General features: G+C 60.7%; 27 protein-coding genes and 1 tRNA gene. 8 read left to right on the top strand and 20 right to left on the bottom strand.

Going from position 1 to position 23,055, the window contains the following annotated elements:
• Positions 1–3: 3 nt before the first annotated feature.
• The gene (gene ctaA / locus EZV60_RS10965; protein ID WP_135505394.1) at positions 4–1,143 is read right to left on the bottom strand and encodes a heme A synthase; all 1,140 of its coding nucleotides are present in this window, start codon (positions 1,141–1,143) and stop codon (positions 4–6) included.
• A gap of 55 nt (positions 1,144–1,198) precedes the next feature.
• Entirely contained in the window at positions 1,199–1,942 is a 744-nt protein-coding gene (locus EZV60_RS10960) for an RNA methyltransferase (protein ID WP_135505393.1), read from the bottom strand.
• A gap of 166 nt (positions 1,943–2,108) precedes the next feature.
• On the opposite strand from EZV60_RS10960, the gene EZV60_RS10955 reads away from it, so the two are divergent.
• On the top strand, positions 2,109–2,732 hold the full coding sequence (locus EZV60_RS10955) for a thiamine phosphate synthase (protein WP_135505391.1): 624 nt from the start codon (positions 2,109–2,111) through the stop codon (positions 2,730–2,732).
• Here the strand turns inward: EZV60_RS10955 and olsA are convergent.
• From olsA to EZV60_RS10940, 3 genes are all read right to left on the bottom strand, one after another.
• Positions 2,729–3,568: a lyso-ornithine lipid O-acyltransferase gene (olsA, locus tag EZV60_RS10950; RefSeq protein WP_135505389.1), complete on the bottom strand. Its 840-nt coding sequence runs from the start codon at positions 3,566–3,568 to the stop codon at positions 2,729–2,731. The genes EZV60_RS10955 and olsA overlap by 4 nt on opposite strands.
• The gene (gene olsB / locus EZV60_RS10945; RefSeq protein WP_135505387.1) at positions 3,565–4,353 is read right to left on the bottom strand and encodes an L-ornithine N(alpha)-acyltransferase; all 789 of its coding nucleotides are present in this window, start codon (positions 4,351–4,353) and stop codon (positions 3,565–3,567) included. Before olsB ends, olsA begins: the two co-directional genes overlap by 4 nt.
• Positions 4,354–4,450: 97 nt before the next feature.
• Positions 4,451–4,633, bottom strand: coding sequence for a DUF3553 domain-containing protein (locus tag EZV60_RS10940; protein WP_135505385.1), 183 nt, complete (start codon positions 4,631–4,633; stop codon positions 4,451–4,453).
• 33 nt (positions 4,634–4,666) lie between these two features.
• On the opposite strand from EZV60_RS10940, the gene EZV60_RS10935 reads away from it, so the two are divergent.
• Positions 4,667–5,302, top strand: coding sequence for a histidine phosphotransferase family protein (locus EZV60_RS10935; RefSeq protein ID WP_135505383.1), 636 nt, complete (start codon positions 4,667–4,669; stop codon positions 5,300–5,302).
• Here EZV60_RS10935 and EZV60_RS10930 read toward each other — a convergent pair.
• From EZV60_RS10930 to EZV60_RS10895, 8 genes are all read right to left on the bottom strand, one after another.
• Positions 5,262–6,527, bottom strand: a complete 1,266-nt coding sequence (locus EZV60_RS10930; protein ID WP_135505381.1) for a glutamate-5-semialdehyde dehydrogenase — start codon at positions 6,525–6,527, stop codon at positions 5,262–5,264. The two genes, EZV60_RS10935 and EZV60_RS10930, sit on opposite strands and share 41 nt — an antisense overlap.
• A 44-nt stretch (positions 6,528–6,571) precedes the next feature.
• A complete protein-coding gene (gene proB / locus EZV60_RS10925) occupies positions 6,572–7,678 on the bottom strand; it encodes a glutamate 5-kinase (RefSeq protein WP_135505379.1) in 1,107 nt (368 codons plus the stop codon).
• The gene (gene obgE / locus EZV60_RS10920) at positions 7,666–8,703 is read right to left on the bottom strand and encodes a GTPase ObgE (RefSeq protein WP_135505377.1); all 1,038 of its coding nucleotides are present in this window, start codon (positions 8,701–8,703) and stop codon (positions 7,666–7,668) included. The genes proB and obgE overlap by 13 nt, the downstream gene beginning before the upstream one ends.
• A 32-nt stretch (positions 8,704–8,735) precedes the next feature.
• Entirely contained in the window at positions 8,736–9,275 is a 540-nt protein-coding gene (locus EZV60_RS10915) for a GNAT family N-acetyltransferase (protein ID WP_135505375.1), read from the bottom strand.
• A gap of 353 nt (positions 9,276–9,628) precedes the next feature.
• On the bottom strand, positions 9,629–9,898 hold the full coding sequence (gene rpmA / locus EZV60_RS10910) for a 50S ribosomal protein L27 (RefSeq protein WP_135505373.1): 270 nt from the start codon (positions 9,896–9,898) through the stop codon (positions 9,629–9,631).
• An 11-nt stretch (positions 9,899–9,909) separates the two neighbouring features.
• A complete protein-coding gene (locus tag EZV60_RS10905; RefSeq protein ID WP_135505371.1) occupies positions 9,910–10,605 on the bottom strand; it encodes a 50S ribosomal protein L21 in 696 nt (231 codons plus the stop codon).
• A gap of 224 nt (positions 10,606–10,829) precedes the next feature.
• Positions 10,830–11,648, bottom strand: a complete 819-nt coding sequence (locus tag EZV60_RS10900) for a DUF2059 domain-containing protein (RefSeq protein WP_135505369.1) — start codon at positions 11,646–11,648, stop codon at positions 10,830–10,832.
• The gene (locus tag EZV60_RS10895) at positions 11,648–12,424 is read right to left on the bottom strand and encodes a DUF2059 domain-containing protein (protein WP_135505754.1); all 777 of its coding nucleotides are present in this window, start codon (positions 12,422–12,424) and stop codon (positions 11,648–11,650) included. Before EZV60_RS10895 ends, EZV60_RS10900 begins: the two co-directional genes overlap by 1 nt.
• A gap of 187 nt (positions 12,425–12,611) precedes the next feature.
• Here EZV60_RS10895 and EZV60_RS10890 point away from each other — a divergent pair.
• Positions 12,612–12,701: transfer RNA gene (locus EZV60_RS10890), tRNA-Ser, on the top strand.
• A 104-nt stretch (positions 12,702–12,805) separates the two neighbouring features.
• Here the strand turns inward: EZV60_RS10890 and EZV60_RS10885 are convergent.
• Together EZV60_RS10885 and dksA are read right to left on the bottom strand one after the other, a co-directional pair.
• On the bottom strand, positions 12,806–13,966 hold the full coding sequence (locus tag EZV60_RS10885; RefSeq protein ID WP_135505367.1) for an FAD-dependent monooxygenase: 1,161 nt from the start codon (positions 13,964–13,966) through the stop codon (positions 12,806–12,808).
• A gap of 73 nt (positions 13,967–14,039) precedes the next feature.
• A complete protein-coding gene (gene dksA, locus EZV60_RS10880; protein WP_135505365.1) occupies positions 14,040–14,495 on the bottom strand; it encodes an RNA polymerase-binding protein DksA in 456 nt (151 codons plus the stop codon).
• Between the two features lie 147 nt (positions 14,496–14,642).
• On the opposite strand from dksA, the gene EZV60_RS10875 reads away from it, so the two are divergent.
• From EZV60_RS10875 to EZV60_RS10865, 4 genes are all read left to right on the top strand, one after another.
• Complete coding sequence (locus EZV60_RS10875; RefSeq protein ID WP_135505363.1) at positions 14,643–15,488, top strand: AAA family ATPase; 846 nt, start codon at positions 14,643–14,645, stop codon at positions 15,486–15,488.
• Between the two features lie 356 nt (positions 15,489–15,844).
• Entirely contained in the window at positions 15,845–17,203 is a 1,359-nt protein-coding gene (locus tag EZV60_RS10870) for a DUF2927 domain-containing protein (protein ID WP_135505361.1), read from the top strand.
• Positions 17,204–17,216: 13 nt separating this feature from the next.
• Positions 17,217–17,384: a hypothetical protein gene (locus tag EZV60_RS19110; RefSeq protein ID WP_167853509.1), complete on the top strand. Its 168-nt coding sequence runs from the start codon at positions 17,217–17,219 to the stop codon at positions 17,382–17,384.
• A gap of 9 nt (positions 17,385–17,393) precedes the next feature.
• Positions 17,394–18,578 carry a vWA domain-containing protein gene (locus tag EZV60_RS10865; protein WP_135505359.1) on the top strand — a complete coding sequence of 395 codons (1,185 nt, stop codon included), beginning with the start codon at positions 17,394–17,396 and terminating at the stop codon, positions 18,576–18,578.
• Positions 18,579–18,582: 4 nt separating this feature from the next.
• Here the strand turns inward: EZV60_RS10865 and EZV60_RS19105 are convergent, their stop codons facing one another.
• The 4 genes from EZV60_RS19105 to EZV60_RS10850 form a co-directional block, all read right to left on the bottom strand.
• Positions 18,583–18,759, bottom strand: coding sequence for a hypothetical protein (locus tag EZV60_RS19105; RefSeq protein WP_167853508.1), 177 nt, complete (start codon positions 18,757–18,759; stop codon positions 18,583–18,585).
• Positions 18,760–18,884: 125 nt separating this feature from the next.
• Entirely contained in the window at positions 18,885–19,376 is a 492-nt protein-coding gene (gene rpsI / locus EZV60_RS10860) for a 30S ribosomal protein S9 (RefSeq protein ID WP_135505357.1), read from the bottom strand.
• A gap of 5 nt (positions 19,377–19,381) precedes the next feature.
• Entirely contained in the window at positions 19,382–19,840 is a 459-nt protein-coding gene (gene rplM / locus EZV60_RS10855) for a 50S ribosomal protein L13 (RefSeq protein ID WP_135505355.1), read from the bottom strand.
• 174 nt (positions 19,841–20,014) lie between these two features.
• A complete protein-coding gene (locus EZV60_RS10850; RefSeq protein WP_245306273.1) occupies positions 20,015–21,346 on the bottom strand; it encodes an aminotransferase-like domain-containing protein in 1,332 nt (443 codons plus the stop codon).
• Between the two features lie 149 nt (positions 21,347–21,495).
• Between EZV60_RS10850 and EZV60_RS10845 the strand changes: the two genes are divergently transcribed.
• Positions 21,496–21,729, top strand: a complete 234-nt coding sequence (locus EZV60_RS10845; RefSeq protein ID WP_135505351.1) for a DUF1127 domain-containing protein — start codon at positions 21,496–21,498, stop codon at positions 21,727–21,729.
• A 51-nt stretch (positions 21,730–21,780) separates the two neighbouring features.
• Here the strand turns inward: EZV60_RS10845 and EZV60_RS10840 are convergent, their stop codons facing one another.
• Entirely contained in the window at positions 21,781–23,043 is a 1,263-nt protein-coding gene (locus EZV60_RS10840; RefSeq protein WP_135505349.1) for a vWA domain-containing protein, read from the bottom strand.
• Between the last annotated feature and the right edge of the window lie 12 nt (positions 23,044–23,055).

The following is a 23,055-nucleotide window of genomic DNA, read 5'->3' as shown; positions in this document are numbered from 1 at the left end:
GGCCTACCCCCTTACCGACTGCGCGCGCGGGTAAAGGCTCAGGAACCGGGCGCGCAGGATCAACACCCAAAGCACCACGGCGGTGAACTGGTGCAGGATCGCCAGGTGCCAGGGCGCGATGTAAAGCACCGTCATGATCCCCAGCACGATTTGCAGGATCAGCGCCATGAAGGCGACCGTGACCGCGCCGGCGGTGATCCGATGCGCGCTTTTCCGGCTATTCAGCCACACGGCAAAGGCGTACAAAATGAGCAAATAGCCTGTCACACGATGTACAAATTGTACAAAACCGGGGTTTTCGAAAAGGTTGCGCCAGCCAAGTTCGGCGATCCAGAAATCCGGCGGCAGGACGCCGCCCGCCATCAGCGGCCAGTCGGTGTAACTGCGCCCGGCATCGATCCCTGCCACCAGCGCGCCCAAAAGGATTTGCAGGAAGGCAAAGTGCATCAGGCCCGTCGTCATGCCGAAAAGCTTCCGGTCCTTCGACCGCCGGGCCTGCATCAACTCGCGTTTCTCACGGCCAAGCGCCATGACATACCACGCGATAAATCCAAGGATAACAAAGGCAAGGCCCAGATGCGTGGCAAGCCGATAGCTCGCCACATCAAGCATCTCGCCGGTGAGGCCAGAGGACACCATCCACCATCCGATCGCACCCTGCGCGCCCCCGAGCGCGCCCAGCAAAAGCAATCTGCCGGTCCAGCCCGGCGGGTTTTTTTTCGTCACCAGAAAGCCAACGAATCCAAGTGCCCACACCAGACCAATCACCCGGCCCAGCTGTCGGTGACCCCATTCCCACCAATAGATCACCTTGAACTCGGACAGTGACATACCCTTGTTTTGCAACTGATATTCCGGGATTGCGCGGTACTTTTCGAACTCGCTTTCCCATTCGGCCGCGTCCATCGGCGGCAGCGCCCCGGTCACCGGCCGCCATTCCGTGATCGACAATCCGCTATCCGTCAGCCGCGTCAGACCGCCTACCGCGATCATCACCACCACCAGCGCGAAAAGGATCATCAACCAGATCCGCACCGCGCCCCGCGCACCGCGCCGGCCCGCATCGATCATGCCGCCCTTGGGCGGCTGAGCTTTCGCCGTGCCCTCGCCGACCTCTTCGAAAATGCCGCGCTTGGTACTCATCGCTGTGCCTTTCCAACGGTTTTGGTGCGAGAAATACGCGCCTCGCGCCCGCGCTTCAACCGCGCTCCTTCCAGCGTACCATTTGCCGCAGCACGCCGTGCAGCATCTGCACATCGGCCCGAGTCAACGGCATCCGGCTCCAGAGATTGCGCAGGTTCACCTGCATGCCGGGCGCTTTTTCCGGCGGAAAGAAGTACCCTGCCTGATCGAGCCTGTCTTCGTAATGGTCCGCAAGCTTTTCGATTTCGATCTGACTGGCCCACTCGGTGCCACCCATATCGGTCCGAGTGGCGGCAACATCTTGCGTTGCGCGTCGCCACTCATAACCGCAAAGCAAAACGCATTGGGCTAAATTAAGCGAAGGAAATTGGGGGTTTACCGGAACCGAAATGATCGCATTTGCGCGCGCCACATCCTCGTTTTCAAGCCCCGCGCGCTCGGGACCGAAAAGCACCGACACTCGTTCGCCGCGCCCCAGGCGGTCGGCAGCCTGCCGCATCGCTTCTTCGGGACTGAACACGGGCTTGGTCAGCCCGCGCACCCGCGCTGTCGTGGCCATCACGAAATGATCCCCGGCGACCGCCTCAGGCAGATCCGTCGCCAGCACCGCCTCATCCAAAAGGCGACCCGCGCCACTGGCCATCGCCACGGCGCGCGGATTGGGCCATCCGTCCCGGGGGCTGACCAGCACCATACGGTCGAGACCAAAATTCCACATCGCCCGCGCCGCCGCGCCGATGTTTTCACCCATCTGCGGGCGCACGAGAACAAAGTGCGGCTGATTGCTGTCACTTGGCATTCAAAGCCCTCCTGCCTGACCCTTTAGGCTCTCTTCCGAAAAGGGAAAAGCCCCCAAGCTTCCATCAATGACCAGATTTCCTGTCACTTGATTGCGGGTCATCCGAGTGCTGGCCTCTGAGCGGCAGAGCCGGTATAGGAACGCCAAACAGACAGGACAACGACAGATGGCTGACCAAGAGCCGCCCCGCCTCTACCTCATCACACCACCCGAAATCGAGCTGTCGCGCTTTCCGAACCAGCTGGCCCGCGTGCTTGATGCGCAAGAGGCTGCGTGCGTCCGTCTGGCTTTGTCCAGCCATGAAGAAGACACACTGTGCCGCGCCGCCGATGCCTGCCGCGAGGTGACAACGGCGCGGGACGTGGCGCTGGTGATCGATACGCATTTCGTGCTGGCCGAACGACTGGGCCTTGACGGCGTGCATCTGACCGATGGGGCGCGATCGGTGCGTCGCGCACGCAAGGCCTTGGGGTCCGATGCCATCGTCGGCAGTTTTTGCGGCGCGTCTCGGCACGAAGGCATGACCGCCGGAGAGGCCGGCGCTGACTATGTCTCATTTGGTCCAGTGGGTGCTACGGCGCTAGGGGATGGCACACAGGCGGAAGCAGAACTTTTTGAATGGTGGTCGCAGATGATCGAGGTGCCGGTCGTAGCTGAAGGCGCGCTGGATGTGGCACTTGTCCGCCGTCTGGCTCCGGTGACCGATTTCTTCGGCATCGGTGACGAGATCTGGTCGGCAGAGGCACCAGAGGATGCGCTTGCGGCTCTTCTGGCCGCGGTCTTCCCCTAGTTCGTCCCGCGCTGGCTTTTGGGCATACCCTCACGGATCATATGTTCGCAGGTCCGGGCAAGCGCCTTTCTTTCGGCGAAATCCCTCACCGCGAGAGGCGGATGGAATGTCACCTGCACCGCACCCTGTCGCCTGCGTGCCAGCACCTGAATCAAATGCGGCCCAAGATCCATGTCGCCCCACCATCCGTAGACCCGCGGATCACTGGAACTGGGCGGGGCAGCATAGACAAGGCTGATCGGCTGCACGAACAGATCCTTGTGCATCTCCGACGTAAACATCATATCGAAAAGCGCTGATTTAAAAGGCAAAACCCTCATGCCATCTGTTGATGTGCCCTCGGGAAAGAGCATCAGCTTGGCGCCTTCGTCCATTGCCCGCACCAACCGGTCGCGCTGTGCGCGGGCTTCTTTCGGATCGCGCCGGATAAAAACGGTCCCCACGAAGCGCGCCAGAAAACCGATCCCGGGCCAGCCGGCGACTTCGGATTTTGACACGAACACAACTTGCTGACAGCCGTGCAGCGCCACGATGTCCAGCCAAGAGATATGGTTGGACACCACTGCGCCATGGGCTTTCATTGGCGAGCCCTGCTGATGCAAAGGCAGACCGATGCATCGCAGGATGGTTCGCATTGCGTGTCGGGTCACTGGTGCTGTCCAAGGTCTTTGCGTGCCGTGCAGCTGACGCTCTGGCAAACGTAGCAAAGCGGACACCAGCACGCCGAGACCGAGCACGGTCACGATCGCGCCCCCGCGCAGGCCAACCCGGATCCAACCCGTCGGCGTTACGCGCAAAGTTGCCGGTCTGTCGTCCGAATTCCACGTGAAGCTCACGCACCAACACCTTTGGAATAAATACTTTTCTGACGTTCACTTAGGCGCGCCGTGTCCATGACGAGACAGACATCTGTCGTGTTGAACGCGTGGTCTATAAACGCCCCCTCTCCAACGAAGCCGCCTAGCCGCAAGTAGGCCTTAATCAGCGATGGCACCTGCAGCATCGCCGCGCGTCTGTCGATCGCATTTTCGGGCAAAAGGTCCATGCGCTGGAAATGCGGTGCAAGGGCCCTGACTCGCAACGTTTCCGGCGCAAGATGCCGGTGATGCAACAGCGATAGCGGTTGTGCCAAAGCCTTGGCATCGGTGCCGTGAAAGCTGGCTACGCCGAACAAGATCTCGATCTCGTGTTTCGCGATATACTGCGCAAGGCCCGTCCAGAGATGGTACATGGCGGTCCCGCCACGGTATCCCTTGGCCAGACAGGACCGCCCCAGTTCCATCAATCGCCGGCCCGAGGACTTCAGAGCGCTAAGGTCATATTCGTCTTCGGAGTAGAACTGCCCGGTTTCCCGCGCCTGATCGTCGCGCATCAGCCTGTAGACGCCGACAATTTCGCCGTGACGGATTTCGTCGGCTAGGATCAGATGATCGAAAATCTCGTCGAAACGGTCGCGTTCCAGACGGGCGGTGTGATCGACAAGCGGACCGTCGCCGCCCAATTCTTCAACGAAGACGTCGTAGCGTAGCCTTTGTGCCCTGCGAAGGTCTTCGGCATCCTTCGCAACACGCACGCTGAACTGTGCTTGGTCTGACTGTGTCTGGACTGCGTCTTTTGTCATGCAGGGCTTTTAGGCAAGGCGCGGCGTCAAGGCAACGCCCCTGCCCATCCGGAAGCTGTGCTGGTGCTTGCCCCTGTTAATCATTCGCTAACCAAGATTATGGTTCTATCACCGGCAAAAGCTCAACACGGGATCCGTCAATCACGACCTTACCGAAATCCGGAAAATTCACGGTGATCTTGCCGCCCACGTTGGATTGGACCTGGCCGGTGCCCCAGTCCGGCTGTCCCGGGTGCTGAACCAGCATGCCGGGTTCGAGGATGGAATTCAGGTCGGACATCACGGCTCCGGTGCTAGGAAAGGACGATCGTCGATGGGACACGATACCAGCACCTTGGCCGGGTTGATAGGCTCGCGTATCTGCCACGATCTGGTAAGCCCGATTGGGGCCGTGACGAACGGTCTGGAGCTTCTGGAAATGTCCGGTGTTCCGAAAACACCGGAATTGAAGCTTGTCGCCGAAAGCGTGGCGCATGCGAATGCCCGGATCCGGTTTTTCAGAGTCGCGTTTGGCTTGGCCTCGTCAGGCCAGATGATCGGCGGAGAAGAAGTTTCCGCGATCCTGATGGGGCTTTTCGCCGATGGCCGCGTGCGAATTAAGGGCTTTCCGGCGGGCTCTTTTGCACGGCAAGAGGTCCGCATTGTGTTGCTGGCGGTCCTCTGCGGTGAACAGGCGATCCCAAAAGGCGGCGAGATCGCCGTTGATATTCAGGATGGCCAGTGGTGTGTCACGGCACGTGGTTCCCAGCTGATCCCCGATCCGGATCTCTGGGCGCGTCTGAACGGATCGCCAATGATCGGCACGCCGGTTCCGGCCACTGTCCAGTTTTCGCTTCTTCCCGCCATGGCGGCGGAAGCGGACATTAAGATTTCCACGGATCTCGGTGATAATGAGGCAACGATCACGCTTACGGGCGCGTCGTGCCGTCCCCCTCGACAAGATACTTGAAGCTGGTCAATTGGGCCGCCCCGACCGGACCGCGCGCGTGCATTTTGCCGGTTGCGATGCCGATCTCTGCGCCCATGCCGAATTCGCTGCCGTCCGCGAACTGGGTCGACGCGTTGCGCATGAGAATCGCACTGTCTAGCCGTGCGAAGAATTCCGCGGCGGCGCCGTCATCTTCGGTGATGATACAGTCGGTGTGGTTCGAACCATAGGTGCGGATATGATCGATGGCTTCGTCAAGAGACGCCACGCATTTCGCGGCGACAATCATGTCCAGATACTCGTGCCCCCAATCGTCTTCGCTGGCGGGTATGGTACCCGGAACCATCTGAAGGCGCGCATCCGCACGCACTTCGACCCCTTTTTCGATCAAGGCCTTAAGTACACCCTGGCCGATCGTATCTACGATCGACTCGTGGATCAGCAAACATTCCGCCGCGCCACAGATTCCAGTGCGCCGGGTCTTCGCGTTCAGCACGACGCGCAGGGCTTTTTCCGGATCCGCCTGGGCATCGAGGTAGATGTGCACGATGCCTTCAAGATGGGCGAAAACCGGCACGCGGGCTTCGCGCTGCACGAGACCGACGAGTCCCTTGCCGCCGCGGGGTACGATGACGTCGATCGTGTCGGTCATCGTCAGCATTTCCTGCACCGCCGCACGGTCTCGCGTCGGCACGAGCTGTATCGCATCATCGGGCAGACCCGCTTGGCGGAGGCCCTCGACAAGGCAGGCATGGATCGCGGCGGAAGAATGGAAACTTTCCGACCCGCCCCGCAGGATAACGGCGTTACCCGATTTCAGGCAGAGCGCCCCGGCATCCGCTGTGACGTTGGGCCGGGATTCGTAGATTACGCCGATCACACCAAGCGGCGTGCGCACCCGGCGAATATGCAGACCAGAAGGACGGTCCCATTCCTCAAGAACCTCGCCAATAGGGTCGTCCTGCGCTGCCACGGTACGTAGGCCGTCGCAAATACTCTCGATCCGAGCCTCGTTCAGCATAAGACGGTCCATCATCGCCTCGCTCAGGCCTTTGTCGCGTCCGAACTCAAGATCTTTCGCATTGGCCGCGATAATGTCGGCGCGCGTGTTCCAGACAGCATCGGCTGCCACCTCGAGTGCCTGCCGCTTCGCCTCCGGCGTGGCCGTGGCCAGTGTGGTGGCCGCAGCGCGCGCACGGCTGCCGATTTCGGCCATCAGCGCGGGGATATTGTCCAGATCCTTCATCGTTCAACCCTCCTGCGGTCGGCGCAGTCTACACGCAAACCGGATCATATCGCCATATCGTCGCGGTGAATGAGCGGCCCGCGCGCCGGATAGCCCAACAGCTCTTTAATTTCGGCGGACCGCCGCCCAAGGATACGCGTGGCATCCGCCATGTCATACCGGGTCAGCCCCTGTCCCAGGGCGCGGCCGGTCTCGTCGGCCAGTTCCACGGCATCGCCGCGTCCGAACCGCCCCGAAACGGAAACAACGCCGGCCGGCAAAAGGCTTGAGCCCCTGCCAAGGGCGCTGGCCGCACCGGCATCGACTACGAACCTTCCCTTTGGCTTCATCGCCGCAATCCATTGCTTCCGCTTCTGTTGCGGGTCGCCTTGCGCAGTGAACCAGGTGGCCGGTGCGCCCTCTTCCAAAGCCCGCACCGGATGCAGGCCAGAGCCTTCGGTAATCGCCATGTCGCACCCCGCCGCGGTGGCGGTGCGCGCGGCCATCAGCTTGGTCTTCATGCCGCCTTTCGAGAGGCCCGAGCCCGCCTCGCCCGCCATGGCCTCGATCTCGGGCGTGATGGCGTCGATCACATCGAAACGTTTAGCGCTCGGATCATGCGCAGGATTGGCGGTGTAGAAACCGTCAACATCCGATAATAGGATCAACTGGTCGGCCCCTGCAGTCACGGCAACCTGTGCGGCCATCCGATCGTTATCTCCATAGCGGATCTCGTCCGTGGCAACGGTGTCGTTTTCGTTGACGATGGGGACCGCGCCAAGACGCAAAAGCTGTTCCAAGGTGGCGCGAGAATTAAGGTAGCGGCGGCGGTCTGCGCTGTCTTCCAGCGTCACCAATACCTGAGCGGCGGTAATCCCATGCGTGGCCAGGGCCTCGGCATAGGCGCGGGCCAGCTGAATCTGACCAACCGCGGCGGCCGCCTGGCTTTGCTCGAGGCTAAGTTCCTCCGCCGGCAAACCGAGCAAGCGGCGTCCGAGTGCGATAGAACCCGAGGACACCAGTATCACATCCGTGCCGCGCGTGCGAATGCGCGCCACGTCCTCGACCAGAGCGCGCAGCCAGTCTGCGCGCAACTGCCCGCTGTGGCGATCCACAAGAAGCGCCGAACCGATCTTTATGACCAGACGTTTGGCGTTCGCTACGGTTGCCACGGCTCAGGCTCTTCTTCGGCAAGGCGTTGCCGCAGGCGGTCATCGTCGATCTGGGCTCTGAGCGCGCGCAGAACGTCCGGCACGCCCTCACCCGAGACACCGGACATCGTCATCACCGGTCCGCCTGACGCGGCTTCGAGTTCCTCGCGCAGGAAACTGCGCTCCTCGTCATCAAGTGTGTCGATCTTGTTCAGAACGGTGACACGGGGTTTGTCGGCCAAGCCGCCGCCATAAGCCTCAAGCTCGCGGATTATGGTATGATAATCCTCGATCAGACTGCCCGACGAGCCGTCGACAAGATGTAAAAGTACCGCGCAGCGCTCCACATGACCCAGAAACAGATCACCCAGCCCCTTGCCTTCAGACGCGCCGCCAATAAGGCCGGGAATATCCGCCACCACGAATTCCACACCATCGACGCCAACGACGCCCAGATTGGGGTGCAGCGTGGTAAAGGGATAATCAGCCACCTTAGGCCGAGCATTTGATGTCGCGGCAAGAAAAGTTGACTTGCCCGCATTCGGCATGCCCAAAAGCCCCACATCCGCGATCAGCTTCAGCCTAAGCCATATGGTGCGTTCGATCCCTTCCTGCCCGGGGTTGGCCCGACGCGGTGCCTGGTTGGTGGAGGTCTTGAAATGCAGGTTACCCCACCCTCCGTTTCCGCCTTTTGCAAGGCACACGCGTTGGCCCAGTTCGGTCATATCGGCCAGAAGCGTTTCCTGATCCTCATCAAGAATCTCGGTGCCAACGGGGACACGCAGCACAATATCTTTTCCATCCGCACCCGTACGCTGCCGGCCCATGCCTGGACGTCCGTTCTCTGCAAAGAAATGCTGTTGATAGCGGAAATCGATCAAGGTGTTCAGCCCGTCCACGGCCTCCACCCAGACCGATCCGCCGCCACCGCCGTCGCCGCCATCCGGACCGCCGTATTCTATGAACTTCTCGCGCCGGAAACTGATGCACCCGTTCCCGCCGCTGCCCGAGCGAATATAGACCTTGGCGAGATCGAGAAATTTCATGATGTCTCCTTACGCGAAAGGCCCTTAACGGCTCAATCCAGTTTTTTTGAGTAGGTCCAGGTGGGGACTTTGGCGTGCCGCGCCACCGAGAAGCTTTCCGCATCTCCGAGATATGCGAAGCCGCAGTTGATCAACACCCGGGCTGAGGCCGGATTATCTTGAAAGACACTGGCGAAAATGGTGCGGGCGCGGTGCGGATTCGCTGAAACCAACGCCTCTACCGCGGCCGAGGCGATGCCGGCGTTCCAGAACGCCGGCGCCACCCAATAGCCAATCTCGGATTGATTCATTTCAAGACGTTCGAGGCTTATAAGCCCCATGAGCGCGCTCCCGCCAAACGCGGAGGCGTCCATCGCCCAGACATCTTCGGAATGGATAGGATCGTTCGACCGGGCGATCAGCGCTTCGGCAACGCCGGGGGGAAGCGGGTGCGGAATGGTCGTGGTACGCCAGGCCACCCTCTCGTCACCGGCATACATCTCGATCAGACCGGCATCAGCACCACGCAAAGGGCGCAGCATGAAGCGGCCCGCGTCGATCACCGGCTGGCTGGAAATATGCTCGAACTTCATATGCCTTCTCCTCCGAAAAGAACGAATACCACGGATGCGACGGTCAGCACCGCCAGCGTCCACATTAAAATCGCTTCCGCCGACGTACCCGCAACACCCTCAGCAATCTGATCTCCTCCGTATGTCCAGACGGGGTGCCGCAGGCAGTGCAGTAGCAGAAATCAGATGGCGATTGTTGCGGTCGCCTGCAAGGCGGGTGCTCCGGCAGAAGCGGAATTCGTGACGCCCGCCACGCTCATGCCACCTGATCCCGTATCATGACTTTCAATCTCGTTTCCCGCAAAGGCCGCCCAAAAGAAAAGGGACCGGCGGTTTGCCGATCCCGTTGGTGTGTCAGACCTTTTGGTGTCGGCTTACTCTGCGGCCTCCGCCACCGGCGTAACCGAAATGAAGGTCCGACCCTTCAGTCCCTTGCGGAACTGAACAGAACCCTCAACCGTGGCAAAAAGCGTGTGGTCCTTGCCTTGTCCAACGTTGTCGCCCGGCCAAAATTTGTTGCCGCGCTGACGCACGAGGATATTGCCAGGAACGACGGCTTCGCCACCGTATTTCTTGACGCCAAGACGGCGGCCAGCCGAGTCGCGCCCGTTGCGGGATGAACCGCCTGCTTTTTTATGTGCCATCTCGCTTCTCCTTAGCCTTTGACGATCTCTTTGGCCTGATCGACCCAGCCTTCACGCTCGATCCGGCCTTTGAACGACAATTTCTCGTCCATAGCAGCAATGTCCTCTTCGGTCCATGCTGCGATCTGGGCAAACGTTGTCACACCGGCTTCGTTGAGTTTCTTCTCAAGCGCAGGGCCAACGCCCGACAGCTGCTTGAGATCGTCCGCAGCGCCAGACGCTACGCCGGCCTCTGCCACGGGCTTTGCCTTGGCGCTGTTGTCGTCTGTTTTGATGCGGGCGTTCATGTCGGCCTGTTCGGCCTTGTTTGTGGCGAGCTTTGCGTCGCCAAGACCGGCAACAGCCGCGGCGGATCCTGCGCCCATCGCTGCTTTCACGCCCGACTTTTCTGCGCCTTTTTCCAGGATCTCGGTCACACGCAGGACGGTCAGTTGCTGACGGTGGCCCTTGGTGCGCTTCGATCCGTGCTTGCGGCGGCGCTTGACGAAGTGGATGACCTTGTCGCCCTTGATCTGATCGACGACCTCAGCCTGCACAGCAGCGCCGTCGACGAAAGGCGTGCCAATCACGGTGCTATCACCGCCCAGCATCAGAATCTCGTTGAATTGAACTTTTTCACCGGCATCTGCTGCAAGCTTTTCCACGCGGAGCATATCGCCCGACTGGACTTTATACTGCTTGCCGCCGGTCTTGAGGACCGCGAACATCCTAGTCTTCCTTTTCATATCCCGCGTCCTGTGGCCTCGGGATCGTCTCCCGTGTTGCGGCCTTCTCAGGCCTGCCTCGGACAGCGCGCCCAGCTAAGTGAGCGTCATTGATACCACACCCGCGCGAGCGAACCTCGTCGGGATGCGGGCTTATGGTCAGGATAGGCGGACCTGTCAAGACCGAACTGGGTGCAATATTCCAGCGATCCGTCTGACGTCGAGCGCTACAGTTCCTCGCTTGTCATCTGGCGTGCCACGGCCCGGCCCAGAAGGTAGGACACCTGCTCGTACATCCCGTCATACGCCTCGAAAATCGCGGCATTGAGCGCCTGGCCCTCGGGCGTTCGATAAAACGCCGTATACGCCTCGAGCGCGTCGGGATCGAGCGGACGGTACGCCATCATAAGGAAGGCGCCGAGCCAGCTTTCGGACTCGGCGCGCACGGCGTCTTCCTGCGCCCATACATCCTTCAGCATTTCCGACTCACCCATCTCAATGGCGCCGCCGTCTTCCAGACCGCGGTAGAACATGAGATTGGCGTTGAGCGCGCCCATCACGTTGAAATCCACAAGTGCGCTGTCCTCGATCAGAACCTGCACCTTACGGTAAAGAATTGTTTGCTCTTCTTTCGCCGCTTCATAACTTGCGAATGCTGCGTCTTCGGTCGCAGGATCCAGAAAAGCCTCTCGCGCGGAGATTTCAAGCGCCACAATCTCGCGGCCGGTCTCGGACGTCATGAAGGCCACCAGCGGCGCAAGGTCGGTTCCGGCAAGCGCTTCCGCCAACCTGGTCGAAACCTGGCCTGCCAAGCGGTCGGTATCATAAATCCGTGAAAGCTGGGCAGCCCAGGCATCCTCGCTTGTTTCGGGCAGCATGTCCGCAGCGATTTCATTGCCATAGACAAGACCCTCCGCGCGCATGATCTCAACCGCATCATTTATGCGCAGGGCCTCAAGCAAGGCGTCCATATCCTCGGCCTCGCCGGCCTGAACAGCCCCGCACGAAAGGAAGAGTCCGGTGATCAGTGAGACAACCAGACGCATCAGAGCTCTTGTCCGGGATGCATGTCTGCCATAACCCGCGCCAGTTCCTCAAAGCGGTTTGCCATGATCTCGTACTGAACGGCATTCATAAGTTCATAGACCTGCTGCATATCGGGATGCTCCAGTGCGACGAGATATGCCGCCAGATCTTCTTCGCTGAAATCCTGATACGTGTAGGCTGCCGCCGTAAGGCCCGAAACCTGTAGCGAGCGGCGCAATTCCGGTTCGTTTTCCTTTAAGGCAGCCCGTAAAGCCTGCTCATCCAGACGCCGTTCGAGAACACCGGAATTGGACGCAGCCATCAAAAACCGCACCTGAATCTCCTGCACCGCGCGCACGGCCGTGTCGGCGCTATCAATGGCCTTGTTCAGACTGCGCAGGATATCGAGGCGCGGATCGTCATTCTGTGTCCATAATGCCACCACCTCGCCGCCCTCGGTCTGCTTGGCGACATCGTCTTCGACCATGTGCGAGGCGTTCTCCGCCTCGACCAGGCGTTGCCCCAGAGGCGAGGCATAGAATGCCGCCGCGTGAGTCAGAAGATCGTCGCTCAGGGCTTCCTCCAGAATCGACAGCGCCATGCCGTGCATCAAATCGGTGTCGAACACCTCTGCCGACTTTTCGCGCCAGTCTGACCCGAACTCATTGGGCTGCATGCCCAGCATGGCAGGCGCGTCGGCGGCCGACAGCGCAATGGATTCAAGCGCCACGTCAAAACCGGTCACGGTCAGAAACGCTTCGACCCGGTCGCGGTCGGCCGCGCGGGCTGGCATCATCGCTCCAAGGGCCAGCGTGAGCCCTGCCAGCGTCGCCAAGACCAGATGTCGGAAATCAGCATGTCGTATCACACACGCACCTCGTTATTTTGCTCGATCCCAACCTAGGCAGATTCTCTGGCCAAACAATGCCAAACCCCTTGCGGCCCCTGTCAAAGGCAATTAAACGCACCCACCAGACCCCCGCGGAGAGGTGCCGGAGTGGTCGAACGGGGCGGTCTCGAAAACCGTTGTGGGTGCAAGCCCACCCAGGGTTCGAATCCCTGTCTCTCCGCCATTTTGCCTGAATTGCAGCGTATGACGCCGCCCTTGCCGCACTAAGGCCTGCGCAGGGAAGCACTCCAAAGCTACGAAGCCTTACCGCGTCACCAGATGCGACGACTAATCGTGCGTGATGTCATAGCCATAGAGCCAGTCAAACTGGCCGGTGAGTCGCCGAGGCGCGACCGACCCACCCAGCCGCAAGGCAAAATGCGCCGCCATGCGTAAAGGCGGAAAAGACAAATGGTACTTCCAGGCATTCCTGCTGGCCGCTGAAACGATGCGCTCGGCGCGCGCCTGCCGTAACTCTTGATACGCGACAAGCCCTCCGGTCAGGCTAGAAGCGTCGTCAAGCGCGCGCCTCAGACCCCAGGCATCTTCCAGCGCCATATTGGCACCCTGCGCCAGGAACGGGAGCGTCGGATGGGCCGCGTCACCGACCAGCGCGACGCCGTCCGCATGCCATGTCCTTGCCACGGGGTGACGGAACAAGCCCCACAGGTTCACTGGTCCGACCCGCGCCAGCATGTCCCGCACCGGCGCACCAAAATCGGCGAAGGCTTTGCGCAGGTTCTCGGCGTCGTCTGTCTGGCTCCAACTCTCGGCCTGCCAACTTCGACGCTCCTCTACAGCGACGATATTACGGCGACCGCGCGAAAGCGGATAGGTGACCAGATGGCGCTTGGGTCCCATGAAGACTTGCGCCTCGGGCGCGGTACTGTCGCTGTCGATTACGGCCCGCCATGCCACTTGGCCCGTGAAGAACGGCGTGGCCTCTCCATTGAGTACGGGGCGCGCAACGGAATGCAGCCCGTCAGCGGCGATAATCAGATCCGCCGCGTGAACGGCACCGGTCTGATCTTCGACGGACGGGCGAGCTCCGGACCGGACCTTCAGGATGCGACGACCCGTCTCGATCGGGATTCCCATACGCGCCGTGGCTTCCACCAACAGCGAAAGCAACTCGGCACGGTGCACAAAGAAATACCACGGACGCTCCAATTGATCGAGGTCGAGCCGGACCACGTCGCGTCCCGAATAATCGCACAATCTTACCGCCTTTGCCTGCACCGACGCTTGTCGCAAACCTTCGCCAAGTCCGAGTGCTTCGAGCACGACAAAGCCGTTCGGTGAAATCTGAAGCCCGGCGCCGACCTCGCGCAATGCGGGCGCCTGTTCCAGCACTCGGCAGCGTGCCCCGCGCGCCGACAGGGCAAGCGCTGCGGCAAGCCCGCCGATTCCCCCGCCAAGGATGAGGCACTCCAGACCCTTTATATCCATAGGATGTGCTTGAACGAAAAAACGCCAGGACGAAAGCCCCGGCGTTTTGATCTGGTTGCAGCTGCTTGCACGATCAATCGTCGCGGTGCACTTTCTCGCGGCGCTCGTGACGCTCCTGTGCCTCAAGGCTCATGGTAGCGATGGGACGGGCATTCAGCCGCTTGAGGCTGATCGGCTCGCCGGTCACCTCGCAATAGCCATACTCGCCCTCTTCGATCCGTCTCAGCGCAGCGTCGATCTTTGCGACCAACTTACGCTGGCGATCCCGCGTGCGCAGTTCCAGCGCCCTGTCGGTTTCCTCGCTTGCGCGGTCTGCCACGTCAGGGATCGCGCGGGTGCTGTCTTGCAGCCCCTCGATCGTGTCGCGACTGCCCTCGAGCAATTCATTCCTCCAGTTGATCAGCTTCCGACGGAAATACTCGAGCTGGCGTTCATTCATGAACGGCTCGTCTTCCGCCGGGGTGTAATCCTCGGAGAGAAAGACCTCTGCTTTCATATCGGTACCCTCTTCTCGGCCAGCATCGTCCATTTCTGTCTCCCTGGCTCCCGTTGGTGCGGATTACACGGGCAAAACGCGATTGTCACTACACAATCACGCCGCATTGATGTGTTTTCGCACCCGCATTAGTGTGCCGCCGAATTGCGCCGCTTTGCGCCAAGCTAGGAAACCCCAGAGATGAAATTTGAAGGCACAGACGCCTACATCGCCACAGAAGATCTGACGATCGCGGTCAACGCTGCCGTCACGCTGGAAAGGCCGCTTCTGGTCAAGGGAGAGCCCGGCACCGGCAAGACCGAACTGGCGCGGCAAGTGGCCAAGGGTCTCGGCGTGCCGATGCTGGAATGGAACATCAAATCGACGACCAAGGCGCAGCAAGGTCTTTACGAATACGATGCGGTCAGCCGCCTTCGCGATAGCCAGCTTGGCGACGAGCGTGTCAACGACGTGCGCAATTACATCCGCAAGGGCAAACTTTGGCAGGCCTTCGAAGCTGGGGAAAAGGTCGTGCTGCTCATCGACGAGATCGACAAGGCGGATATCGAGTTTCCGAACGATCTTCTGCAAGAACTCGACCGGATGGAATTTCATGTCTACGAGACCGGTGAGACCATCACGGCCAGACAGCGGCCGATTGTGATTATTACCTCGAACAATGAAAAAGAGCTGCCGGATGCGTTCTTGCGCCGCTGTTTCTTTCACTACATTCGTTTTCCCGACGCCGACACAATGCGCCGGATCGTCGAAGTGCATCATCCCGGCATCAAGGACAAGCTTCTGACAGAGGCCCTGACGCAGTTCTTCGACATTCGCGAGCAGACAGGGCTCAAGAAAAAGCCCTCCACATCCGAGGTGCTGGACTGGCTCAAGCTTATCCTTGCCGAGGATCTTTCCGCAGAGGATCTCAAGCGCGATGGAGCCGACGCCCTGCCCAAGCTTCATGGCGCCCTTCTCAAGAACGAACAGGACGTGCATCTTTTCGAGCGTCTGGCCTTCATGGCGCGGCGGCAACGCGGCGGTTGATGCCAGGCTTGAGCAGGCACGCGCAGAAGGTCTGAATTGGGTAAACTCGGCCTGAAGGCCACGGAAGAATCATGTCTTCAGGATCGCGCATGTCATTGAATTTGAATTCTAAGTTCAGCATCAGGACTACGCTTCGGTTTGACCATGTCCGTGGCCACATTTTTGCCTTTATTGCTCCTTACATCGAACCGAATGAGAGGCAAATCTCCCTTCGGTCCGGTAGCGGCATCGAGCAGGGCGGAAGACACGCGCGCGGAAGAGACGCGCAACCATCCGCGCATCGCCGAAGCAGGACAGCGGAACGCCGCCGATATGGTGGCGCTTTTGCATGGTTCAATACAGACTTCGGGTGGCTCATGCGTCGCGTAATTCTTCCCATCTGTCTCATGCTTGGCGCTTGCGTACCCGGCCCGCCTACAGAACCGCCCACCCGGGCCGCCACCCAGCAGCCAACGATGCTGCAATCGATGCGGACGTTTTCGGCCCCAAAGCCGTTGCCGCCGATCCGCTCTAACACCGATATCGCTCGCGATTTTCTGGAGCTTTCTTTCCAGCTGGAATCCGGTCGGACCCTGCCCCGTTTCTCGCGCTTCGAAGGACCGGTGTCGATCCGCGTCACCGGAAATCCGCCTCCCAGCCTCATGTCCGATCTCAATCGCCTCGTTCACCGCCTGCGGACTGAGGCCGGTATCGACATTGCGCGCGTCCGGGGCGAGTCCGCGAACATCACCATCGAGGCCGTGCCGCGCAGTGAGATTCGCCGCCATCTTCCCAAGGCGGCCTGTTTCGTCGTGCCCAACATCAGCCGTCTGTCACAGTACCGCGCCGCCCGTCACAGCCGTCTGACGAACTGGAGCCTTCTCACGCACCGAGAGAAGATCGCGATCTTCCTGCCGAATGACGCATCACCGCAAGAGGTGCGCGATTGTCTGCATGAGGAACTGGCGCAGGCGCTCGGCCCGCTCAACGATCTCTACCACTTGCCCGACAGCGTCTTCAACGACGACAATGTCCACACTGTCCTGACAGGCTTCGACATGCTGATTCTCCGGGCCTACTACGCGCCGGAACTGCGATCCGGGATGACGCGCGGACAAGTGGCGGCCCGCCTGCCGGCAATTCTCGCTCGCCTCAATCCACGAGGAGAAACTCTTGCGCCGCGCCCGGCATCGTCTACGCCGCGCGCGTGGATCAATGCGATCCAAACCGCGCTTGGTCCCGGGGCTCGCCATACGCAGCGTATGTCCGCGGCCTCTGAGGCCTTGCGCATCGCGCAGACCGCAGGCTGGCGGGACCATCGCCGGGCATTCTCGCATTTTGCTATGGGCCGGCTGACGCAGGCGTCCGATCCGAACTACGCCCATGATCATTTTCTCATGGCCGACCGGTTTTACCGCATGACGCCCGGAACCGATCTGCATCGCGCCTATACCGGCTCGCAATTGGCCGCTTATGCGATAAGCCAGGGACGCGGCGATGTAGCGCTTGAAATAATCGCGCGGCATCTCGCCACGGCCGAGCGGCACGAAAACGCGGCCCTTCTCGCGACGCTGATGATGCTGCGTGCCGAGGCGCTCGATCTGACCGGCCGCGTCGCAGAGGCGCAGGCCGTCCGGCTGGACAGCGTCGGCTGGGCGCGATACGGGTTCGGCGCGGACTGGGCTGTGCGCGCGAAACTTCGAGAAATCGCCTCGCTCAGTCCCCTGAAAGGTTGACCACGGGGGTTACATGATCGTCATTCTGGGGGCCATCCTGGGCGCAAGCCTGGGCGCGCTGACGGCATGCCGGCGCAAGGGCAGCACCGCCGACATTTTGCAATACGCCTTCGTTTTCGGGCTGGTGTTCACACTGGCCGGGCTGTTTGTCACACTGATCATCCATCGCATGTCCGTTTAAGGCGCGACGATGTTTCTGCCTTTCTTCGAGAACCTCAGGAAAGCGGACTTGCCGGTCAGCCTGCGGGAATACCTGACCTTTCTCGAAGCCATGGGCACCGGGCTGGTCACCTATGATGTCGAGGGGTACTACTATCTCGCCCGAAGCGCCATGGTGAAAGACGAACGGCATATCGACCGGTTCGACCGGGCCTTTGCCGCCAGTTTCGAGGGGCTCGAGGCGATCAGCAGCGCCGATATGCTCAACGCCATCGACCTGCCTGCCGAGTGGCTGGAAAAGATGGCCGAAAAACATCTCACACCGGAAGAGCGGGCCGAAATCGAAGCGCTTGGCGGTTTCGACAAGCTAATGGAGACGCTCAAGGACCGTCTGAAGGAACAGCAGGGGCGGCACCAGGGCGGTAACAAATGGATCGGCACCGCGGGAACCTCCCCTTTCGGCGCTTATGGATACAATCCCGAAGGTGTGCGCATCGGCCAACAGGAAAGCCGCCACCGACGGGCGGTCAAGGTTTGGGACAAGCGGGAGTTTCGCAATTTCGACGACAGCGTCGAACTGGGCACGCGCAACATCAAGGTCGCACTGAAACGTCTGCGGAAATGGGCGCGTGACGGCGCGGAGGACGAGCTTGACCTTGATGGCACGATCCGCGCAACGGCAGAGCATGGATATCTGGACGTCAAAACGCGGCCAGAGCGGCGAAATGCAGTCAAGGTGCTGATTTTCCTCGACGTCGGCGGATCGATGGATCCGCATGTCGCGGCAGTCCAAGAACTCTTTTCCGCCGCCCGGGCAGAATTCAAGCATCTGGAATACTACTATTTCCACAATTGCCTGTACGAAGGCGTCTGGCGTGACAATCGCCGGCGTTGGGACGAACAAACGCCAACGCAAGAGGTGCTGCGCACGTTCGGTTCAGATTACAAGTGCATCTTCGTGGGCGATGCATCGATGTCGCCTTACGAAATCGCCTATCCCGGAGGGGCGAACGAGCATTGGAACGCCGAAGCCGGACAGGTCTGGTTGGACCGCGCCCGCGCGCAATGGCCTGACAATCTCTGGATTAATCCGGTGCCCGAGGCTTATTGGGGCTACACCCACTCGATCAAAATGATCCGCGAGATCTTCGAAGATCGCATGGTGCCCATGACGCTTGCCGGTTTGGAGCGTGGCATGAAAGAGCTTGGACGCTAAGGCGTCAGTTCAGCAGATCCTCGTATAGCCACGCATAGCGACGATGCTCCGACGCATCCTTCGCTGTCGTCACCTGCCCGCGCAGGTCGCGTGTCTTGGGGCGCGCCTTTTGTGCCTCATCGGGCTGCTCCAGCCGCGCCAGAAGTTCGGGGTTATAGGCCTTCGGGGAAGTGTCTGACATGCACGAACCTCTCTCTGCGCCAACACAAGTAGCGTCTTTTATCCGCGCAGCAAGGTCTGGCCTGCATACCAAGAAGGGCCGCGGTTTCCCGCAGCCCTTCGAAAAAGTCCATTTTCTGTAACTCTTTAGCGCTTCGAGAACTGGAAGCTCCGGCGCGCCTTGCGGCGACCGTATTTCTTCCGCTCGACAACACGGCTGTCCCGGGTCAGGAAGCCGGCTGCCTTGAGCGCCCCGCGCAGAGACGGATCGTAAAGCTGCAGCGCCTTCGAGATACCGTGCTTGACCGCGCCGGCCTGGCCCGACAGACCACCGCCCTTGACGGTCGCCATTACGTCAAACTGGTCCTCGACCCCGGCCACGGAGAAGGGCTGCCGCAGGATCATCTGCAACACCGGACGCGCGAAGTAGGCGTTCATTTCCTTGCCGTTCACGCTCACCTTGCCCGAGCCGGGCTTGATCCAGACACGGGCGACCGCGTCCTTGCGCTTACCTGTGGCATAGGACCGGCCCAGATCGTCGCGCACCGGCTCACGTGGGGTTTCGACCTCGGTCGCGGTCGCCTCGGCACCGTCTGCGACGGCTTCCAGGCCTTCGAGAGATTTGATTTCTTCAGCCATGTCTCTTACACCCGCGTGTTTTTCTTGTTCATGGATTTCACATCCAGCACTTCCGGGCTTTGAGCCTCATGCGGATGTTCGGCCCCGGCATAGACGCGCAGATTGGTCATCTGCCGCTTGGCAAGCCGGTTGGAGGGCAGCATGCGCTTGACCGCCTGCGTCACGACCCGCTCGGGATGCGCGCCTTCGAGGATCTGGCCGGTAGTGCGCGATTTGATCCCGCCCGGATAGCCCGTGTGCCAATAGTTCGGCTTCATACGCTTGTTCCCGGTCAACTGCACCTTGTCGGCGTTGATCACGATGACATTGTCGCCCATATCCTGGGACGGGGTGAAGCTCGGCTTGTGCTTGCCGCGCAGACGGGTGGCAACGATCGAGGCGAGACGGCCCAGAACGACGCCCTCGGCGTCGATCACGATCCATTTCTTGTCGATTTCTGCCGGAGTTGCAGAATAGGTTTTCATAGGTCTGTCCCTGATAACTGAGGGTCGCATTCGATTGCGCGGTTATACAGGTCCGCCCGTCCAAATCAAGGCCGATATTTTCGAAATAAATGCGCGATTTCAATATCTTAAAAATATGGTATCATTTTACCCCATAAGTTTGCAGCGAAGAAAAGCGCGCGAGACAGCCGTCTCTCAGATATCCACCGCCAGGGGCGGCACCGCCAGCAGCGCCGACATGGTACTCAAGGCGGCTTCCAGCTCCGGCTCGGGGATATAGGGGTTCAGGCTGACACGGACCGCGTTGGGCGCCTGCCCGTCTGGCAGGGCGAACTCGTCGGCGGGCTTGATGCGAATGCCCTTGCTTTCGCAGGCCCGCGCAAAGGTGGAGCCGCGCCAGCCTTGCGGCATCTTCAACCAGAGAAACGGCGCATCCTCGCGCCATTGCACGTCCCAGCCCCCCAGCGCATTTACCGCCATGCGCACCTTGCGCGCCATTTCGGTTTCGACCTTCGCTCGGGTTTCTTCCGCAGCGCCGGACCGCAGAAGCGATGTGACAAGGTCCACGATCGGTTGCGGCATGCCGTAGAACGAGGATTGCGCGACCTGGCGCGCCTGCGCGCCCTGCCCCTTCGGCGCGACCGCATAGCCAAAGCGTAGTGCCGCCGACACGGTCTTGCTCAGTGACGAGATGAACCAAGCACGTTCGGGACAAAGCGCCCGGTAGGCCGGCGTTTCGGGCCGTGTCAGGCAATGACAATCGTCTTCAATGATCTGCAACTCAAATTGGCGCGCCACTGCGGCGACCTCGGCCTTGCGCGCGGCCGGAGTGTGAAGCGTGGTCGGGCTGTGCAATTCGGGTGACGTCAAGAAAACCTGCCCGCCATGACGGCGCAATACCTCTTCCAGCCGGTCAGGGCGAACACCGTGAGCGTCCATGTCGACGCCGATCAATTGGGCTCTCAAAAGCCGCGCGGCGTGGCGCACGCCGGGGTAAGCGAGCGACTCGGTCAGGATCACAGGCGTTGTGCCGTGCAGTACGGTTTGAAGGGCCATCATTACCGAATTCTGCGCGCCGAGTCCCAGAACAACGTCCTCGGCGGCGATGCGCCCGGCGCGGTCCGGTCCGATCCAATGCGCTACGGCGACACGCGCGCCGTGGTCTGTTTCGATGTTGGGATAATCGACGTAGCCGTGGACGTTTGTGCGCGCGAGTTCCTGAAGTATTTGCCGGATCTGCGCCTCCTGCCCGACATCGGGAACGCGCACGGCGCGCAGATCGAGATGACCCGGCTGCGGCAGGTTCATAAGTGGAATATCCGCCGCCGGACTGACCAGCCCGCCTGCCACGAATGTGCCGCGGCCCACGCCGGTTTCCACCAAGCCCTCCTCGGCGGCCATCTTGTAAGCGCGCGCGACAGTTCCCGGCGTGATCCCGAGATCCCACGCCAGTTCACGCACTGGCGGCAGTTTTGCACCGCGCTCAAGCACGCCGGTACGGATGGCAGCGCGTAACGATTGTATCAATACAATATACTTCGATTCTGACGTCTGTGATAGGTCTGGTGGCCAAGTTGTATCCATCACAATGTTTTCCTAGCGAAACAAAGCGCAAATGCGTACAAAAATAGGGCGTAGCATGCAAATTGTACCAATACAATACAGGAGTTAAGACCATGTACACCCTGACCCGCCCCGAGACACAGGCCCTGAAGCAGCTGAGCGCCCGCACAACGCTGCCCGTGCCGTCGCGTCTTGCGGTTCAGGTGGCGTGGCTTTTCCTGATCTGGTCGCAGCGCCGTCAAAGCCGCTGTGATCTGGCGCGACTCGACAGTCACCTGTTGCGCGATATCGGGCTGACCGCCGAAGACGCGTTTCACGAGTCCCGCAAATGGTTCTGGAGATCCTGATCGTCCCCGACGGGTCTCCTTCGACTGGGCCGGCCGCGCGCCGGCCCTTTCTTACCCGTCACGCAGGGCCATCAGCCGCGCCTTTTCACCGCTGTCATCAGGTTGCGAGATCGCCTTGGCCAGATCCTCGAGCGTGGCGATGGAGTGGCCGGCGCGAAAGGAATCCACATGCGGCAGCATGACCCGGATGCCGGTCGCCTTTGGCGCGAATCCATCCCATCGCAGCAAAGGATTGAGCCAGATCAAACGACGGGACGAAAGGTGAAGACGCTGCATCTCGTGCTCAAGGCTTTCGGAATCGTCACGGTCCAGACCATCGGTGATCAGCAGCACCACGGCACCCTGCCCCATGACCCGTCTCGACCAATCCCTGTTGAACGCGTGTAGACATGCCCCGATGCGCGTGCCGCCCTCCCAGTCCTGCGCTTCTTGTCCAGCCGCGCGCAGGGCCGCGTCAACGTCGCGTGTGGCAAGATGGCGGGTGATATTGGTGAGACGCGTTCCGAAGGTGAACGCATGCACCTTGGCCCATCCGGCGCCTTTTTCATTGGCCACAGCATGGAGAAAATGCAAAACCATACGGCTATACTGGCTCATTGAACCTGAAATATCGCAAATTGCCACAAGGTTTGGCCAGCGCGGGCGTGGCTTGCGTAGGTGGATCCGGCCCATTTCGCCGCCCCGCCGCATCGCGGCCTGCAAGGTCTTGCGCGCGTCGACCCTGTGCCCGGTATGGCTGGCCATGGCGCGGCGCGAGGCAAAGGGTTTTACTGGCAGGCTGAGGCGAGACAGCATCCGCTTGGCCTCCGCAATCTCTGCGGTGCTCATCTGTTCGAAATCGAGCGTCTTAAGCTTTTCTTCTCGTGACATGGTCTGCGAGGCGTCGATCTCGATCAGTGTCTCCTCGTCGCCTCCCTGAGCTTCCGCCTCGGGCATGTCGGGCTCGATCCCGTCCAACAGTGCCTCGGCGGCGCGTTTTTCGGCGGCCTGCGCGGTGCGGTCTTCCTGCACACCACGAATGGCCGGCAGCATAAGCGCCATCATGTGTTCCATGTAACGCGGATCGCGCCAGTAAAGACGGAAGACCTGTGCAAAAACCGCCCGATGCTCGGGCCGGGTCACGAAACAGGCGCGCAGGGTATAGAAGAAATCGGCTTTTGAGGTGAAACCCGCCGCCTCGACCGCGCGAATGGCATCAACGACACGCCCAGTGCCGACGGGCAACCCGGCCTTGCGCAGGGCGCGGGCGAAATGGGTGATGTTATGAGTGAGTTTCGGATTCTCGGGAAGGTCGAGCGCGGCGTATTCAGGCATCCGGCGAACGGC

Source organism: Roseovarius aestuariivivens (assembly GCF_004761875.1).
Classification (GTDB): domain Bacteria; phylum Pseudomonadota; class Alphaproteobacteria; order Rhodobacterales; family Rhodobacteraceae; genus Roseovarius; species Roseovarius aestuariivivens.
This window is presented reverse-complemented; position numbering and strand designations above follow the sequence as displayed.

Excerpts from the sequence above, each read along its gene's own strand:
- ctaA (WP_135505394.1), bottom strand. The coding sequence starts at position 1,143 with ATGAGTACCAAGCGCGGCATTTTCGAAGAGGTCGGCGAGGGCACGGCG.
- EZV60_RS10960 (WP_135505393.1), bottom strand. The coding sequence starts at position 1,942 with ATGCCAAGTGACAGCAATCAGCCGCACTTTGTTCTCGTGCGCCCGCAG.
- EZV60_RS10955 (WP_135505391.1), top strand. The coding sequence starts at position 2,109 with ATGGCTGACCAAGAGCCGCCCCGCCTCTACCTCATCACACCACCCGAA.
- olsB (WP_135505387.1), bottom strand. The coding sequence starts at position 4,353 with ATGACAAAAGACGCAGTCCAGACACAGTCAGACCAAGCACAGTTCAGC.
- EZV60_RS10940 (WP_135505385.1), bottom strand. The coding sequence starts at position 4,633 with ATGTCCGACCTGAATTCCATCCTCGAACCCGGCATGCTGGTTCAGCAC.
- EZV60_RS10935 (WP_135505383.1), top strand. The coding sequence starts at position 4,667 with ATGGGACACGATACCAGCACCTTGGCCGGGTTGATAGGCTCGCGTATC.
- EZV60_RS10930 (WP_135505381.1), bottom strand. The coding sequence starts at position 6,527 with ATGAAGGATCTGGACAATATCCCCGCGCTGATGGCCGAAATCGGCAGC.
- obgE (WP_135505377.1), bottom strand. The coding sequence starts at position 8,703 with ATGAAATTTCTCGATCTCGCCAAGGTCTATATTCGCTCGGGCAGCGGC.
- EZV60_RS10915 (WP_135505375.1), bottom strand. The coding sequence starts at position 9,275 with ATGAAGTTCGAGCATATTTCCAGCCAGCCGGTGATCGACGCGGGCCGC.
- rpmA (WP_135505373.1), bottom strand. The coding sequence starts at position 9,898 with ATGGCACATAAAAAAGCAGGCGGTTCATCCCGCAACGGGCGCGACTCG.
- EZV60_RS10905 (WP_135505371.1), bottom strand. The coding sequence starts at position 10,605 with ATGTTCGCGGTCCTCAAGACCGGCGGCAAGCAGTATAAAGTCCAGTCG.
- EZV60_RS10900 (WP_135505369.1), bottom strand. The coding sequence starts at position 11,648 with ATGCGTCTGGTTGTCTCACTGATCACCGGACTCTTCCTTTCGTGCGGG.
- EZV60_RS10895 (WP_135505754.1), bottom strand. The coding sequence starts at position 12,424 with ATGATGCCAGCCCGCGCGGCCGACCGCGACCGGGTCGAAGCGTTTCTG.
- EZV60_RS10885 (WP_135505367.1), bottom strand. The coding sequence starts at position 13,966 with ATGGATATAAAGGGTCTGGAGTGCCTCATCCTTGGCGGGGGAATCGGC.
- dksA (WP_135505365.1), bottom strand. The coding sequence starts at position 14,495 with ATGGACGATGCTGGCCGAGAAGAGGGTACCGATATGAAAGCAGAGGTC.
- EZV60_RS10875 (WP_135505363.1), top strand. The coding sequence starts at position 14,643 with ATGAAATTTGAAGGCACAGACGCCTACATCGCCACAGAAGATCTGACG.
- EZV60_RS10870 (WP_135505361.1), top strand. The coding sequence starts at position 15,845 with ATGCGTCGCGTAATTCTTCCCATCTGTCTCATGCTTGGCGCTTGCGTA.
- EZV60_RS19110 (WP_167853509.1), top strand. The coding sequence starts at position 17,217 with ATGATCGTCATTCTGGGGGCCATCCTGGGCGCAAGCCTGGGCGCGCTG.
- EZV60_RS10865 (WP_135505359.1), top strand. The coding sequence starts at position 17,394 with ATGTTTCTGCCTTTCTTCGAGAACCTCAGGAAAGCGGACTTGCCGGTC.
- EZV60_RS19105 (WP_167853508.1), bottom strand. The coding sequence starts at position 18,759 with ATGTCAGACACTTCCCCGAAGGCCTATAACCCCGAACTTCTGGCGCGG.
- rpsI (WP_135505357.1), bottom strand. The coding sequence starts at position 19,376 with ATGGCTGAAGAAATCAAATCTCTCGAAGGCCTGGAAGCCGTCGCAGAC.
- rplM (WP_135505355.1), bottom strand. The coding sequence starts at position 19,840 with ATGAAAACCTATTCTGCAACTCCGGCAGAAATCGACAAGAAATGGATC.
- EZV60_RS10845 (WP_135505351.1), top strand. The coding sequence starts at position 21,496 with ATGTACACCCTGACCCGCCCCGAGACACAGGCCCTGAAGCAGCTGAGC.
- EZV60_RS10840 (WP_135505349.1), bottom strand. The coding sequence starts at position 23,043 with ATGCCTGAATACGCCGCGCTCGACCTTCCCGAGAATCCGAAACTCACT.